Source organism: Mameliella sp. CS4 (assembly GCF_019392335.1).
Taxonomy (GTDB): domain Bacteria; phylum Pseudomonadota; class Alphaproteobacteria; order Rhodobacterales; family Rhodobacteraceae; genus Antarctobacter.
Genome location: NZ_JAHXRQ010000011.1, coordinates 1 through 13,953 on the forward strand (window position 1 = coordinate 1; position 13,953 = coordinate 13,953).

The 13,953-nt window shown below is 65.2% G+C and carries 24 protein-coding genes; 16 read left to right on the forward strand and 8 right to left on the reverse strand.

The window, feature by feature from the left end; translation table 11 throughout:
- Positions 1-160 precede the first annotated feature (160 nt).
- Positions 161-382: a helix-turn-helix domain-containing protein gene (locus KZZ07_RS14160; protein WP_043146211.1), complete on the reverse strand. Its 222-nt coding sequence runs from the start codon at positions 380-382 to the stop codon at positions 161-163.
- On the opposite strand from KZZ07_RS14160, the gene KZZ07_RS14165 reads away from it, so the two are divergent.
- Entirely contained in the window at positions 381-1,046 is a 666-nt protein-coding gene (locus tag KZZ07_RS14165) for a helix-turn-helix domain-containing protein (protein WP_219514992.1), read from the forward strand. The genes KZZ07_RS14160 and KZZ07_RS14165 overlap by 2 nt on opposite strands.
- Here KZZ07_RS14165 and KZZ07_RS14170 read toward each other — a convergent pair.
- Both KZZ07_RS14170 and KZZ07_RS14175 read right to left on the reverse strand, forming a co-directional pair.
- Positions 1,031-1,543, reverse strand: coding sequence for a hypothetical protein (locus KZZ07_RS14170; protein WP_219514994.1), 513 nt, complete (start codon positions 1,541-1,543; stop codon positions 1,031-1,033). The genes KZZ07_RS14165 and KZZ07_RS14170 overlap by 16 nt on opposite strands.
- 32 nt (positions 1,544-1,575) lie before the next feature.
- Complete coding sequence (locus KZZ07_RS14175; RefSeq protein WP_219514996.1) at positions 1,576-1,938, reverse strand: hypothetical protein; 363 nt, start codon at positions 1,936-1,938, stop codon at positions 1,576-1,578.
- A gap of 327 nt (positions 1,939-2,265) precedes the next feature.
- Here KZZ07_RS14175 and KZZ07_RS14180 point away from each other — a divergent pair, with 327 nt between their 5' ends.
- The 15 genes from KZZ07_RS14180 (at position 2,266) to KZZ07_RS14250 (ending at position 9,299) form a co-directional block, all read left to right on the forward strand.
- A complete protein-coding gene (locus KZZ07_RS14180) occupies positions 2,266-2,532 on the forward strand; it encodes a hypothetical protein (protein ID WP_219514997.1) in 267 nt (88 codons plus the stop codon).
- Entirely contained in the window at positions 2,529-2,804 is a 276-nt protein-coding gene (locus KZZ07_RS14185; protein ID WP_219514998.1) for a hypothetical protein, read from the forward strand. Before KZZ07_RS14180 ends, KZZ07_RS14185 begins: the two co-directional genes overlap by 4 nt.
- A complete protein-coding gene (locus tag KZZ07_RS14190; protein WP_043146197.1) occupies positions 2,804-2,986 on the forward strand; it encodes a hypothetical protein in 183 nt (60 codons plus the stop codon). Before KZZ07_RS14185 ends, KZZ07_RS14190 begins: the two co-directional genes overlap by 1 nt.
- A complete protein-coding gene (locus KZZ07_RS14195) occupies positions 2,983-3,162 on the forward strand; it encodes a hypothetical protein (RefSeq protein ID WP_219514999.1) in 180 nt (59 codons plus the stop codon). Before KZZ07_RS14190 ends, KZZ07_RS14195 begins: the two co-directional genes overlap by 4 nt.
- Positions 3,149-3,475: a YfdP family phage-associated protein gene (locus KZZ07_RS14200; protein WP_219515000.1), complete on the forward strand. Its 327-nt coding sequence runs from the start codon at positions 3,149-3,151 to the stop codon at positions 3,473-3,475. Before KZZ07_RS14195 ends, KZZ07_RS14200 begins: the two co-directional genes overlap by 14 nt.
- A 23-nt stretch (positions 3,476-3,498) precedes the next feature.
- Positions 3,499-4,323: a DUF2303 family protein gene (locus tag KZZ07_RS14205; RefSeq protein WP_255564360.1), complete on the forward strand. Its 825-nt coding sequence runs from the start codon at positions 3,499-3,501 to the stop codon at positions 4,321-4,323.
- Between the two features lie 63 nt (positions 4,324-4,386).
- Complete coding sequence (locus tag KZZ07_RS14210) at positions 4,387-5,133, forward strand: hypothetical protein (protein WP_219515002.1); 747 nt, start codon at positions 4,387-4,389, stop codon at positions 5,131-5,133.
- On the forward strand, positions 5,133-5,372 hold the full coding sequence (locus KZZ07_RS14215) for a hypothetical protein (RefSeq protein WP_219515003.1): 240 nt from the start codon (positions 5,133-5,135) through the stop codon (positions 5,370-5,372). The genes KZZ07_RS14210 and KZZ07_RS14215 overlap by 1 nt, the downstream gene beginning before the upstream one ends.
- Positions 5,369-5,608 carry a hypothetical protein gene (locus KZZ07_RS14220; protein WP_074621702.1) on the forward strand — a complete coding sequence of 80 codons (240 nt, stop codon included), beginning with the start codon at positions 5,369-5,371 and terminating at the stop codon, positions 5,606-5,608. The genes KZZ07_RS14215 and KZZ07_RS14220 overlap by 4 nt, the downstream gene beginning before the upstream one ends.
- Positions 5,605-6,240: an HNH endonuclease signature motif containing protein gene (locus KZZ07_RS14225; RefSeq protein ID WP_219515005.1), complete on the forward strand. Its 636-nt coding sequence runs from the start codon at positions 5,605-5,607 to the stop codon at positions 6,238-6,240. Before KZZ07_RS14220 ends, KZZ07_RS14225 begins: the two co-directional genes overlap by 4 nt.
- Complete coding sequence (locus KZZ07_RS14230) at positions 6,237-6,692, forward strand: DUF4326 domain-containing protein (protein WP_219515006.1); 456 nt, start codon at positions 6,237-6,239, stop codon at positions 6,690-6,692. Before KZZ07_RS14225 ends, KZZ07_RS14230 begins: the two co-directional genes overlap by 4 nt.
- Positions 6,689-7,009: a hypothetical protein gene (locus KZZ07_RS14235; RefSeq protein WP_069209023.1), complete on the forward strand. Its 321-nt coding sequence runs from the start codon at positions 6,689-6,691 to the stop codon at positions 7,007-7,009. Before KZZ07_RS14230 ends, KZZ07_RS14235 begins: the two co-directional genes overlap by 4 nt.
- Before the next feature lie 14 nt (positions 7,010-7,023).
- Positions 7,024-7,989, forward strand: a complete 966-nt coding sequence (locus tag KZZ07_RS14240; RefSeq protein ID WP_219515008.1) for a DUF5131 family protein — start codon at positions 7,024-7,026, stop codon at positions 7,987-7,989.
- Positions 7,986-8,219: a helix-turn-helix domain-containing protein gene (locus KZZ07_RS14245; protein ID WP_219515010.1), complete on the forward strand. Its 234-nt coding sequence runs from the start codon at positions 7,986-7,988 to the stop codon at positions 8,217-8,219. Before KZZ07_RS14240 ends, KZZ07_RS14245 begins: the two co-directional genes overlap by 4 nt.
- Entirely contained in the window at positions 8,220-9,299 is a 1,080-nt protein-coding gene (locus KZZ07_RS14250; protein ID WP_219515011.1) for a tyrosine-type recombinase/integrase, read from the forward strand. It begins immediately after the preceding gene.
- 145 nt (positions 9,300-9,444) lie between these two features.
- Here the strand turns inward: KZZ07_RS14250 and KZZ07_RS14255 are convergent, their stop codons facing one another.
- The 5 genes from KZZ07_RS14255 to KZZ07_RS14275 all read right to left on the reverse strand — a co-directional run bounded on the left by KZZ07_RS14255 (position 9,445) and on the right by KZZ07_RS14275 (position 13,863).
- Positions 9,445-10,272 carry a hypothetical protein gene (locus tag KZZ07_RS14255; RefSeq protein ID WP_219515012.1) on the reverse strand — a complete coding sequence of 276 codons (828 nt, stop codon included), beginning with the start codon at positions 10,270-10,272 and terminating at the stop codon, positions 9,445-9,447.
- Between the two features lie 86 nt (positions 10,273-10,358).
- On the reverse strand, positions 10,359-11,738 hold the full coding sequence (locus KZZ07_RS14260) for a hypothetical protein (RefSeq protein ID WP_370631170.1): 1,380 nt from the start codon (positions 11,736-11,738) through the stop codon (positions 10,359-10,361).
- A 115-nt stretch (positions 11,739-11,853) separates the two neighbouring features.
- Positions 11,854-12,654 (reverse strand): metal ABC transporter permease, encoded by an 801-nt coding sequence (locus tag KZZ07_RS14265; RefSeq protein ID WP_219515013.1) that lies wholly within the window; start codon positions 12,652-12,654, stop codon positions 11,854-11,856.
- The gene (locus KZZ07_RS14270; protein ID WP_219515014.1) at positions 12,644-13,387 is read right to left on the reverse strand and encodes a metal ABC transporter ATP-binding protein; all 744 of its coding nucleotides are present in this window, start codon (positions 13,385-13,387) and stop codon (positions 12,644-12,646) included. The genes KZZ07_RS14265 and KZZ07_RS14270 overlap by 11 nt, the downstream gene beginning before the upstream one ends.
- Positions 13,384-13,863: a transcriptional repressor gene (locus tag KZZ07_RS14275; protein ID WP_219515015.1), complete on the reverse strand. Its 480-nt coding sequence runs from the start codon at positions 13,861-13,863 to the stop codon at positions 13,384-13,386. Before KZZ07_RS14275 ends, KZZ07_RS14270 begins: the two co-directional genes overlap by 4 nt.
- Positions 13,864-13,953: the final 90 nt, after the last annotated feature.

The window sequence follows — 13,953 nt, forward strand, 5'->3', positions numbered from 1 at the left end:
ACGCCGCCGAATGATGGCACGCAAAAGGGGAACAAGCTCGACTTACGACTGGCCCTGAAAAAAGGGGCAGGTCACAGGCACTGCCGCCCGTCCGGCTCTGCCGGCAGGACACCCCGCAACTGCGCGGGGGTGTAATGATCGCGATGCGAGGCTTTGACGGTCATGCGGCGTCTCCGGTCTGCGTGGCGGCTTGACTGTCGTCCGGAACCCAGGATGTCGCCGGAACCTTCCCGCCCGTTACCCTGTCGATGCGGACGGCCAGCTCCAGACTCGGCTGCTTTTTGCCGTTCACCAGCAGGGACATGTACGCCCCACTGACGCCCAGCCTCTCAGCCCAGACCTTCTGGCTCTCGCCACTTTCATCGATCACGGTTTTCAACATGACCGCACTATCTGACAGTGAAACCCATTTCGTCAACCAAGAAAGTTATCTGCCAGAAAGGTTATCTGCCAGTCCATCGCCCGCTGCGGCGCGGCGTGGGATACCCGCAGACATGACGTTGAGAATCAAACACTACCTGCGGCAAGCCAATTTGACGCAGGCGGAACTGGCGGCCAAGCTGGACATCACGACCGGCTACATGAGCAATCTCGCGCAGGGTAAGCGCGTGCCATCACCGCAAATGCTGCAACGCATAGCCGAGGCTCTGGGCGTTCGGGTCTCCGACATCATGGAAGAGCCGGCCACCGGGTTCGAAGAGGCCCAGGTGCAATTCGAGGACATTCCCATGTCGGACGTGCGCGCCATATGCCGCGCACTCGGCATCACAGCCGGTCAGCCGACGATATGCGTCGCGTCCCGGTCGGCCCCAGCTTTCGCAGTCTCGAAAGGTGACAAGATCGTGGCCGACCTCTCCGGACCCTTCGAAGCGCCCGGACTGGTGCTGGCCACCTTTGTCGAAAACGGAGCTGGCCGCACGGAACTGTGCCGGAATGCCCCGCCCTGGCTTATTCGAAGTGAAACATCGGACGAACCAACCCGTGTCAACGGCAACGGTGAGGTGGCAATTGTCGCCAGAGTTGCGGGAATCTACCGGCTGAGCTGACCCGCACGATACAGGCTATATTCGAGATCCGTGAAACTGTCGACGCGCAGGTTTCTTTCCAGGTCTTCCTTATCCGGCATGTCACCTCTGGAAACGACTATGCTGCACTTCGAGGGCGCTGTGATTTCCCCCACCAAAAGCCTGCGACCAGTGTACTCGATGAAAACGACAATCTCCGTCGGGTCATCCATACCGTCAAAAATCTCGCGCTCGATCCCGTTCAGCCTGCGCGAAGCGTCATGTCGCGCCATCATTTCCTCATCCCATTCCCGCTTATCGCGCAAATCCCAGCCAAGGTGCGCCTCCAGTGTTCCCGGCTTATAGAAGAATTCCGGCGGGCGCTCCCGCTTGTAGCTGCTGAATGAGACCAAACGCTCTTTTATCAAATCCTCGCATACCGAAACCATCCGCGCCTCAAATCTGTAGTTGGCACTAAAGTACCACCCCAAACCGGCAACAACCCCGGCAACCGCTACAACTCCAATAAACCTATTCATTTCCACCCCAGGACATAAAGCGCCCCACCAATTCAACAGGTGTAGTCGTATTCGAACTGCGTCTTCAGCAGCAGGCGCCCGCCGGTGATCGTGCACCCCCTTTGGGCCAGATAGGCCGTGGCGGCAGGCCGAAACTCTGGGTCAGTCGTCCAGCGATCACGCGCCAGATAGAAGGTTGCGCCCTGCCGCGCACCTTCCGCGGCCGCCGTGTCGACCGAGGTGGCGATCATCATCTTGCCGATGTCCGGCTTGTCAAAGATCCGCCATACCTGCCCTTGGATTGAATACACCTTCAACTCATCCGCTTTGTATGTGTCGAGCACGTAATTCATCTTCGGACCACACCCACCCAAAGCGATGACCCCGACAAACACCAACGCCGCAATGCGGTTCATGAAACCCTCCTACCAGATGCAATGAGCCGACTTTCGGACTTTACCCGCCTTAAATCAAACTCAGATTTGCACCCCCGAGACCCACGCCGCGCCACGCCAAGAACATGCCGCGCCGCAAATGTTATCTGCCAGATAACTTTCCGATTGACACATCTGCTATCTGATAGATAACTTCACCCCATCCCACCCCGGCCACATCCCCCGCGATGCACCCGCCGGGACACCCCGCCCGCCGTCAGGCAGGCACTTTCCCTCTCGGCAGCACCCTGCGGGTGCGCCTGACGGGCAACGCACCTGCCATTCGGCAGGCACTTGGATGGAGGCCCTATGCGTATCCCCCGCGATTTCACCGCCGACCTGGTCGTTCCGCCCTCGGGCGCGGTTGACCGGATCACCAGTCTGGACGCCTGGCTGCGGCTGAAAGCCCGCCAGCAGCTCGAAGACGGCACCAGCGCCGCCATCGACCCGCAGCGCCTCTCGCGCCTCCTGCGCCTGCCCACCCCCGTCAACGAAATCGACGCCGCCCTTGCCCGCGCCCTGCCCGCCACCCGCGCCGCCATCGCGCGGCACCGGTCGGAAGGCGGTGCCGCATGACCCCGCAAGACCAATGGGGCGGTCAGCAGATCGCCGAACACACCAACGGCACCAGTGATGCCGGAATGGAGGACATCGGCATGGGTGAGGCACCGCGCGTTGACACGCGGCCCATCCACAAGGTCCCCCCGCGCCTGCACCTCTCAGCCCTGGCCGCCGAGGTCGCAGAGCGCGAGGCCGCCCGCCGCAGGCGCCGTCGCTGGGCCTTTGCCCTGCCCATCCTCGCGATCCTCGCGCTGACCGCCGCGCGCCTGACACTTGGGGCGCCGTGATGAAGACGATCCTCAGCATCGTCGCGGGCGTCCTGCTGATCGCCACCGCCGTCATGGCGCTGATGCTGGGCCGCGAATGGCCCGTCATGCGCCGCGGCGAACGCCAGGCCGCGGTCTGCCTGGTCGCCCTCTTCGCCGCTGTCACGGCGGGCCTGACCCTCTACGCGCGAGGCCTGCAATGACCCCCGCCGAGGCCCGCGCAATCCTCGCCCTGCCCGCCGATCACGACGACGCCACGATCCGCGACGCCGCCCGCCTGCTGATCGAGGTGGGCAGCTCCGACGAAATCAAGGACGCCCGCAGGTTCCTCAGCTTTGGCCTGCGCCACACAGGAAAGGACACCCATGCCACGCGATGAACTGAACTTCCTCGAACTTCTCCAGACCTTCCGTCGCGGCGAACTGTTGCGCGAGATGGACACCCGCCTGGCTGAGGTGCTGGAGGCGATCCAGGAGACCGGGAACAGCGGCGAGATCACGCTGAAACTGCCACTCAAGGTGAACAAGGCCGGACAGATCGAATGCGTCCCGCAGGTCACCGCCAAGAAGCCGCGCCGCGAGTTGGGCGCCGGAATCTACTTCCTCAGCGACGACGCACGCCTGTCGCGCCGCGATCCCAACCAGGGCGACTGGCTGGACGAGGTCGAAAGCCGCCGCGACGCGGCGGAATGAATCCCAACCCGAAAGGACCTGACATGACCGACACCACACAGACCGACCCGCGCGCCGCGCTGGAGGTCGCCCTGACCGCCGCCCGGTTGGCCGACCCGGTGATCCCCGGCGAACATGGCCGCAGGTTTGCCCTGCATCCGCATGACTTCCAGCTATCCGAGATCCCGGACCCGCACGCGCTGCCGCCGTACATCACGGCACAGCCTGTCGTGGACGACGCGCAATCGCTGATCACCTACGCCAACCGGTTCAGCAGCCCATCGTCGCTGCTGATCGCGGACATCGACGCCCTGCGCGTCATGGCCTGCCTCGACTACCACACCGACAATCAGGACAGCATGCCGCTGCTCGCCGCGCCACGCAAACACACCGCAACCCTGCAGCTGCGCGAAAGCGAAGAGTTCAAACGCTGGAACGACATCCAGGGCGAGCTGATTGACCAGATGGCCTTTGCCGAGTTCCTGGACGAGAACGCCAACGACATCATCGCCCCGGAACCTACCGTCATGATCGAGATCGCGCGCGACCTCGAAGCGACACAGGGCGTCAACTTCAAGTCCTCGACCCGGCTGCAGACCGGCGAACGGTCCATCGTCTACGAGACTGAGACCCACACCAAGGGCGAGATGAAGGTGCCAACCCAGTTCACCCTGCAGATCCCGCTTTTCGCGGGCGAGGCGCCTGTCGACATCACCGCCAGCTTCCGGTTCCGCCCCTCCGCCGGCGGCCTGAAACTCGGTTTCGTCTGGCGCCGGGTCGAATACCGCCGCCAGGCAGAATTCCAGCAGGTGGCAACGCGCATCGCCGAAGGCACCGGTCTGCCGGTGATCTTTGGCCGCCCGGCGTAAGCTGGCCCCCGCGGCATGCGTCGCCAACCCGGCGGCGCAACCTCCACCCAGAAAGGAGATCCCATGACGACGCTCGAAGATCTCCGGAACGCCCGCCAGGCGGAACTGCGGTTGGCGCAGGCACAGGTCGCCCTCTGCGACGCCCTCATGAAGCACGCCCGCACGCTGGAGGCGGACCGGCTGGCAATGGATGTCGAGACCGACAGCAAGGGCAAGCTGTCGATCATGCTGCGCCTGGACAACACCGCCGCACCGATCAGCGCCCCAGCCGCCACAAAGCCCGGCGACTGGACCGACGACGAGGACATGACCCTGCTGGCCGAGGCCGAGAAAGGCACGCCGGTCAAACAGATCGCGGCCAGGGTCGGGCGCAGCTGGCAGGCCGTGGCCAAGCGACTCAAGACCCTGAAACAGGCGCAGGACGAAGAGAGCGGCGAACCGGAGGCCACGCCTGCCTCCGCGCCTGCGGCATCGCCCACCGCAACCACTCGCGACCCCGGCGAAACCGGGCTGGCCATTTCCCTCGACGGCCTCGGCACGGCCCGCGAAAAGGCGGCGGAACGTCGCCTCCGCGCCCTGGGTTACCCGGCCCCGCACAGCCCGCAGTCGGATCTGAAACTGGTCGAATCCATAATGCGCGGCGATGGCATGAGCCTTGCCGCCAATACGGCAGGCATCGAAAAGGACGCCGCCGGCAAGCGCTGGAAGGCGCTGATGCCCGAGGTGACGATCGAGAACCAGACGGCCCTGCTGACCGTCCTGCGCCTGCGCGACGAACTGGAACGGCGCGCCAGCGGCCAGGCGGCGTGATGGCCGAGCAGAAGAAGACGCTACTGGCGGCGGCGAGTGCAGCCAGCGCCGCGACACTCGACATGATCGAGGCCGCCCTGGATGACGCCATCACACCCATGAGCGGCGTCGGCAGCGGAGAGGCGCTGACCACTCTCGCAGACGCAATGCGCCTGCTCATCGACGTCAACCCGATCGTCAGCGACGACGCCAACCAATTGCATGGCGCGTTGATCCGCTTCCTGGAGGGCAGGATATGAAAAACAAGCTCACCGACCTCAACAACCACCTCTTCGCCCAGCTCGAACGCCTCAGTGACGAGAAACTGGACGCGGACATGATCGAGACCGAATGCAAGCGCGCGGAGTCCATCGTCCAGGTCGCAGATCAGATCACCAGCAACGCCGAGTTGCAGCTAAAGGCGGCAAAACTCTTTGCCGAGCATGGTCAGGCGGTGCTGCCGATGCTGCCCCAGATCGGGAGCAAGAGCGAATGAAGGGCCAGGCGATCAGCTATTCCGACGCCGAGCTCTTCTGGATCGGCGACAACTGCCACCTGCCCCGCCGTGAGCTGCACCGCGAATTTGTCGACATCTGGGACCGCCCGGACGTTAGCCAGGCCAATCTGACCGCCCTGTGCAAGCGCAAGGGTTGGCTCACCGGTCGCACGGGGCGCTTCCAGAAAGGTCAGGCACCGCACAACAAGGGCAAACCTTTCAACCCACCTGGCAGCGAAAAAGGCCGGTTCAAGAAAGGGGAGCGCCGTGGTGTAGCGGTCGACCTCTACAAGCCGATCGGCACAGAACGCCTGAGCAAGGATGGCTACCTGGAACGCAAGATACACGACGGGATGCCGCTGCAGTCTCGCTGGCGCGCCGTCCACCTGATCCGCTGGGAAGAAGCAAACGGCCCCGTGCCGGAGGGCCACGCCCTGAAATGCCTGGACGGAGACCGGACCAATACCGACCCGGCCAACTGGAAATGCATCCCCCGGTCGATGCTCCCCCGTCTCTCGGGCCGCTGGACCACGGGATACGACGACGCGCCAGCGCAGTTGAAACCAACGATCATGGCAACGGCAGAATTGGAACAGGCCGTGCGGGTGGCCCGCAAAGGAGGCGCAGCATGACCGCCCGCATCCAACTGTCCCGCGCCAAGGGCTGGCGGATGCCAGTGGACACCGTGAAGGTTGACCGTGCGACCCGCTGGGGAAACCCGTGGAAGGTGGGCGCACCGGGAGAGGTGCGCTTTCACCTGTTGGGCGCGCTGCGGACCCAGCCTGTGACCGCAAATCTGACGGCGACCGAGGCCGTCGATGCCTATGTCTGCTGGCTAATCGGCTACTCGATCCCGCGCAACCTGCGCCCGGCCTACGTCTCTCAGTCCGGAGATCGGGCATTCTGGGACTACATGGCCGCGCTGCGGCGGACAATCTTTTCCCACATCCACATGCTGCGCGGCAAAGACCTCGCCTGCTGGTGCAAACCCGGCGCCGCTTGCCACGCTGACGTCCTGCTGGCCCTCGCCAACTGCGACCCCCGCCAGATGACCGACACCCTGCAACAGATGAGGACGACATGAGCGAGGTCTACCTTTCTGACGAAGGCGCTTCTGAACTCGCAGCCATCCGCGTAGGCGACACGCTTGTCGAAGTGACTGATGGCCGCGCGCCTATTGAACTGTTGGCGCGAGTGCCAAGCGATGAGTGCGGATGCCCAGAGGAGCTATGGCGGATCGACGGGGCAATATACCTGATCCACATGGAAGCCGAGGCCGGAACGGGCGAGATATTCGCCTACTACGGAGATGACGAGCATGAATGGCCGGTGCGCGCAGAGACTCTAGATCACCTGCGCGCGCAGATGTTCGAGCGGCACGCCGCCGCTCAGCCCACCTAACCCGGAGTCCCCCAATGGCTGAGCACAGCAAGATCGAATGGACCGACCACACGTTCAACCCGTGGATCGGATGCACAAAGGTCAGCCCGGCCTGTGACCATTGCTACGCCGAGGCGCAGGACCGAAGGTTCAACCCGCGCAGTGGGCATTGGGGGCCACATGCTGACCGCCGCCGTACCAGCGCCGCGAACTGGCGCAAGCCTCTGAAATGGGACCGGGAAGCCGCGAAGGCAGGCACTAGCCCGCGCGTCTTTTGCGCCAGTCTTGCGGATGTGTTCGACAACCACCGCAGCATTGCCCCGGAATGGCGCCGCGACCTGTACCGGCTGATCGAGGACACGCCCCATCTCGACTGGCTCTTGCTGACCAAGCGCCCGCAGAACTTCGCCAAGCTGGCGCCGGCCCGCTGGGTCCACGATGGCTGCCCGCCCAACGTCTGGATCGGCACCACGGTCGAGAACCAGGCCGAGGCCGACCGCCGCATCCCGCACCTTCTGTCGATCCCCGCCCGCGTCCGGTTCCTGTCCTGCGAACCGCTGCTGGGGCCGGTGGATTTGACCCGCTGGCTCTGGGGGCGCGAAAAGCCATGCGACAACTGCCCCCAAGACGTCGATTGTGAATGCGGGTGGGAGCCTCGCGGCACGCTGAACGGCGAGGCTGGCTTGTCGTGGATCATCGCAGGCGGCGAGAGCGGCACCGGCGCCCGGCCCAGCAACCCGCAATGGTTCCGCGACCTGCGCGACCAGTGCGCGGCGGCTGACGTGCCTTTCCATTTCAAGCAGTGGGGCGAGTGGCACCCCGGCGACGGCATGGGCGATGACATCGATGGCAGCGCGTTCGGCTGCTTCGATGACGCGGACAGGTGGGTGCATCCCGTCCAGCAGGACTTCGCCGCCACCCGCCAGACCATGTTTCGCATCGGCAAAAGCCGCGCCGGTCGCACGCTGGACGGCGTGACCCATGACGGGATGCCGGGATGACCTACCAGTTCCCTCCACGGCTGATGCAGGCTAAGGCGGCGGCGCACTACCTGGGCGTCTCGCTCAGCAAGCTGCGCCAGCTCGACCTGCCCTGCAAGCGCGACGGGGGAAACGTGCTCTATGATCGGCGCGATCTTGACGCCTGGGCCGATGGCCTGCCCTATGATGGGCAGGCGCCGCTGCAAGTGGTCCCGGCACCGGCAAAACCGAAACAATGGCGGACAGGATAGATGCGCGTCAGACTTCCCGGCCTCCTGCGCGAGACACACCGGAATGGCTCACCGCGGTGGCGGGTCCGGGTCGAGGGGGACACGTCGCGCCGGATCGCCCTGCCTGTCGGGCCGGATCACGCCGACTTCCTGGACCACTACTATGCCGCGCGTGCCGGCCATATCTATCAGCCCGACACGCCAGTTACGGTGGAACGGTCACTGGACTGGCTCTGCACCCGATACCTCGATTACCTGCGCAAGATGGTGGAGGCCGGCCAGATGTCCCCCGACACGCTCCGCCAGCGCCGGAGTGTCCTGACACGGCTCTGCGACCACGCTGAGACGCCCGGAGACCGCTACGGCGACTATGACATGGACGCCCCGCCCGCCGCCTTCGTCGCGATCCGGGACGCCTGGGCAGATCGGCCCGGTGCCGCCGACAACCTGATCAAGACCGTTCGCGCGGTCTATCAATGGGCGATCGAACGCGGAGAGATTGGACACAACCCCGCTGCCGGGATCGCGGCCATCAACCGCCGTCCGGCTGGCGGCGCGACACCCTGGACGGCAGAGGATCTGCGCAAGTTCAAGGACCGCCACGCGAAAGGAAGCACCCCACACCTCTGGCTAACCCTGCAGGCTTTCACGGCCTGCCGGATCGGGGATGCAATCTGGCTGGGTCGGGGAAATGAGCGGATCCGGGACGGCCAGATCTTCCTGGAATGGCAACCGCGCAAGCGTGGGTCCGCCTTCGTCAGCATCCCGATGGCCCGCCCGCTGTTCGAGGCGACCCGCGCCGTGACCGTTGTGGGGCCCGCCTACATCCTGGGAAAACGCGGGCGCCCATTCACCAGCGCGGAAAGCCTGCGCAACCAGGTCCGCCGCTGGTGCGATGACGCGGGGTTGCCCGACAAGTCATCTCACGGCATCCGTAAGGCCGTTGCCGAGCTGATGGCCGAGTCGGGATGCACGCAGCACCAGATCATGGCGGTCATGTCGCACACCCAGGCGAAGACTTCCGAGGTCTACACGAAGGGCGTCCAGCGCCGGATCCTCGCCGCCGATGGCGTGGCCGCGCTGGAGGCTCTGGATTGGTAATGTGTCCCGCATGGTATTTTTGCGGGACAGGTGAACCATAAAATAAAGGCTCAACTGGTCATTCTGCGATTCCAAGGTCGCCCACCATTTTCACACTCCACAGACACCTGCAGCGACCTGTGCCTGACCCGCGTCAGTACTTGCGTCAGTCGCCGCGCAGCAGGGAATTGATTCCGCCCGCGCCCAAGCCGCCGTCCGGTTTCGAGCCGGGGCAATCCGGCCCCACGCAAGCCTCGTCCTCGGTCGGGTAGATGTAGGGCGTCCCCGGCTCCAGGCATATCGGCTTGCCATCGCGGCAATCGACCAAGGCCTTACCGGCCGGACAGGTTCCGCAATCGGCGGCGGTATCGCCCGGCATTGGCAAGGGCTGCGGATCCGACTTCGGATCGCCCACATAGGTGCCTGCCGTCCCACCCGGGTCCTTGAAGATCTTCAAACGCTTGCCGTTGTACAGCCGGTATTCGATCCGGTTCATCTTTTTCGTGACAAAGCGCCCCGACTTCGGCGGATCCTCATACTTGACGGTGATCATGCGTTCGAAATCATCCGGCAAGACCCCGACGGCAATGTCGAAATTATTCCTGTCCCAAAATGTCTTGACAGTTTTCATCTTGTCTTCGGCAGCCTGCCTTTCAGCGCGGTATTTCTGCAGCTTCTTGCCGAGGCCTTCGTCGTTCACGGCCATCCCGGCAAAAGTCCCGCCTGGCGCGATGTCTTTGAAGTCCTGTTGCCAGAATTCGAAGTTCTTTTGAGCAGTTTCGGAGTTTTCGCGTTGGATCCGATAGTATTCGTACAGCCGCCAAGCCTGTTTGTGGCGCAGCGTCAGGTTTTCCTTGGCGGTGTCAAAGTCATCAATCGTGAAGACTTGTTCCTGAGCATGTCCTGCCCCCCCGCTCCACAAGGCGAACAGGAGCATCGCCGCGGCAATCGCGGTACGCATTTGCAGAGCGGTGAACCGCAGACCACTTCTCATTCCGACCTCCCAAGACAGGTTGTTTTGTCTCAAGGGAACACAAGCGTCCGCCTGACCGCCTTGACCCCGGTCAAACCGCGCGGCGTTCAACCGATCACGAAGGCATAGATCAGCACCCAGATCGACAGGAGCCCCCCCAGCACGCCGACGAAGACCCCGTTCCAGCGCAGCCCTACGTGCAGCGCGCTGACCCTGGCAAAGGATCCAACCAGCAGCGTCGTGGCCGTGAAGGGAGAGCAGATGCCGCTGATGGCCCAGCCCGCCGCGATGGCGGCCACCACGGCAGAGGGGCTGACCCCCAGCACCTCGGGCGCCGGGATGATCGAAGCGAACAGCGTCACCGCCAGGATCGGGTTCATGCCCAGTTGCCCCAGCAACGGCACGAGCCAGACCAGCAGGATCAGCACTGCCCAGGTCGGCAGCGCGGCAAGGTCGATCCCCGCACCGGCCACCACCGGACCCAGCAGCGGACCGCCGACTGTCCCGATATAGCCTGCCATCATCAGCAAGGTGACCTCGCCACGCGTGCCCGGCAATTCGCGCGTGACATAGCGCACCAGCCGGTCACGCATCGAGAACGCCAAGGCACCGCCGCGATGCTGAACCAGCGCCCACCCTAGCGACAGAAGCGGCACCACCAGCATCACGACGCCGACGATCCGCACGCCAGTCTGGTTGTGCAGCACCGAGACCGTGACACCCAGCAACACAAGCAGCACCAGCAGAGGCCGCAACAGCCCCCAGGAGCCCTCGACCGGGCCGCGCGGCGGTGGCGGAACCGAGAGTCTTGGCTTGAAGATCGTGTCCAGCGCCCAGCCGGCCACCAGGATGATCCCCGCGCTCACGAAACCCGCGGACACCGAGTCCGCCCAGCGGGCGCCGGGGATCAGCGCATTGGTGATCGCCATCGAAAACCCCAGCGGCGACCAGGGCAACGACGAGACGAACCCGCGCTGGATCGCCAACAGCATCCGGCGGATGCGGTGCCGGCGGATCTCGGCATTCGGCTCCTGCGCGGCGCTTGTCGTCGCCAGGTTGCCCAGAAGCGAGATCGCCCCGTAGTTCAGCAAGAGTGCGAACAGGTGGCTGCCCACGGTCAGCGCGGCATAGCGGCGCCCGGGCGGCTGTTCGGCCAGAAAGGTGCCCGCCGCACGGATCGCCGGAGAGCTTTCGGCCACGTTGCGCAGCGTCGTCAGCGCGGCGAAAAAGGCGGCGATGAAGGCGGCGGACCCCAATCCGCGCAGCACGGTCTGCTGCCAGTCGGGCAGCACCGCCATCGCGACTCCGGTCAGCACGAGGGCCGCAATAACAAAGGCCTGCCGAGACCGCGCGACTCTGATTGCCAGAAGGGCCACCAGCGCCACAACAAGGAAGGGGATCAGGACAAAGGCGCCGTGGAGGTCCCATTCGTCCAGGGTGACGACGATGGCGACCAGCACCAGCAACGCGCCGGTGGCCGCATCCACCTTGTCTGTCTTCCGCGCAGGAATCGAAGCTCTCCCGGTTGTCAGGTCCTTGTTTGCCTCTTTCCTACCCCCTGCATCCCCAGGGGGACAGCCGCAATCCGCCTTTGCATGGGGATCAACCGTTGCGCCCGCCCACCAGACGCCCGGCAAGGGCGCTTATGCCAAAGGTGATGGCGGCGGCGCAGACGATGCTCGGACCCGCTGGCGTGTCGAAACTCCATGCAGCCCAGAGCCCGCCCAGAGCGGCGATCACGCCCACCGTGGCCGCGCCCGCCAACATCCCCTCGGGCGTGCGGGACAAGGGCCGTGCCGCCGCCGCCGGGATGATCAGCAGCGCCGCGATCAGCAGCGCGCCTACCACCTTCAGCGCCACCGCCACCACCACCGCCAGCGCCAGCATCAGGGTCACGCGCTCGCGTTCCGGCTTTACACCGGAGGCGGCAGCCAGGTCTGGCGAGAGGGTCGACAAGAGCAGGGCCTGCCAGCGCCAGCCGATCAGCGCCGCCACCGAGGCGCCCCCGCCCCAGATCACCGCCAGGTCCATCTTGCTGACCGCAAGGATGTCTCCGAAAAGATAGGCTTCGAGGTTCAGGCGCGGGCCGGACAGGAAGCTGGCCGCCACCAGACCCGTCGCCAGGGCCGCGTGGGCGGCCACGCCCAGCACCATGTCGGCGGCATAGCCGCGCCCCGTCAGGCGTGCGACGCCAAAGGCCACCAGCAGCGCCACCACCAGTGTCCCGGCAAAGACCGGGATCGACAGGGCCAGCGCCAGCGCCACCCCTAGGATGGCCGCATGCGAAGTCGCATCGCCGAAATAGGCCATGCGCCGCCAGACCACAAAAACCCCCAAGGGGGCCGCCGCCAGGGCCGCACCCACCGCCGCCAGGGCCGCGCGGACAAGGAAATCATCCAGCATCGCAGGTCTCTCCCGGCGCGTGATCGTGGCGGTGCGTGTGTTCATGCCGGTACAGCGCCAGCGCGCCCTGCGTGCCGGTGCCGAACAGGGCGCGGTATTCTTCGGCCTGGGCCACGACCTCGGGGTGGCCCTCGCAGCAGACATGACCGTTGAGGCAGATCACCCGGTCGCTTGCGCTCATGACGACATGCAATTCGTGACTGACCATCAGGACGGCACAGCCCATGCGGTCGCGCAGCGCCTCGATCTGGCGATAGAAACTGGCCTGCCCGGGCTGGTCCAGCCCGGTCGTCGGTTCGTCCAGGATCAGGATCTGCGGATCGTTCAGCAGAGCCCGCGCCAGCAGGACCCGCTGAAACTGACCGCCCGACAGGTCGGCCATCTGCCGCCCCGCCAGATCACCTGCCCCGGCCTCGTCCAGCACCTTGGCACAGGCCGCCGCCTCGACCCGAGACGGCAGGTTCAGGAACCGCGCAACGGTCATCGGCATCGACCCGTCCAGCCGCAGCCCCTGCGGCACATAGCCCAGCCGCAGCCCACGCTGGCGCGTCACCTTGCCCCGTGAGGGCTTCAGCGCCCCGATCAGCGCGCGCAGCAACGTCGATTTACCCGATCCGTTCGGCCCCACCACGGTGACGATCTCACCCGGCTCGATCGAGAAATCCACGTCGCGCAGGACCTCGCGCCTGCCGTGCCGCAGGGTCAGCCCCCGCGCCTCGATCAACCCGCTCACGCGCCGGCCTCCACGCAGGCGGGGCACAGGCCCTCGGCCTCGATCGCCACCCGTTCGACCTGGAACCCCAGTTCCCCGGCCGCGGCCCGCAGCGCGTCAGAGGCCCGCCGCCCCGGGGTTTCCGCCACCGCCGAACAGGCCCGGCAGATCAGGAAACAGGGCGCGTGACGTTCGCCCGGCGCCGCGCAGGCGACAAAGGCGTTCAGCCGTTCGATCCGGTGCGCAAACCCGTTGGCCACAAGGAAATCCAGCGCCCTGTAAGCCACCGGCGGCTGCGACCCCAGCCCCTCCTTGCGCAGGATATCCAGCACGTCGTAGGCGCCCATCGCCCGGTGTTCGTCCAGCAGGATTTCCAGCACCCGACGGCGCACGGGTGTGAACTGCAACCCCTGCGCCTTGCAGGCCTCTTCGGCCGTGCTCAGCGCCGTGGCGATGCAGTGGTGGTGGTCGTGATGTTCGAACCCCTTGGTTTCCATGTCGCGACTCTCCTTCGGGTTTGGGGTTGATATGGTATAACGTTGTGCCGTACAAGCCCGGGAACGTTATACCATAACACACGCGATCGA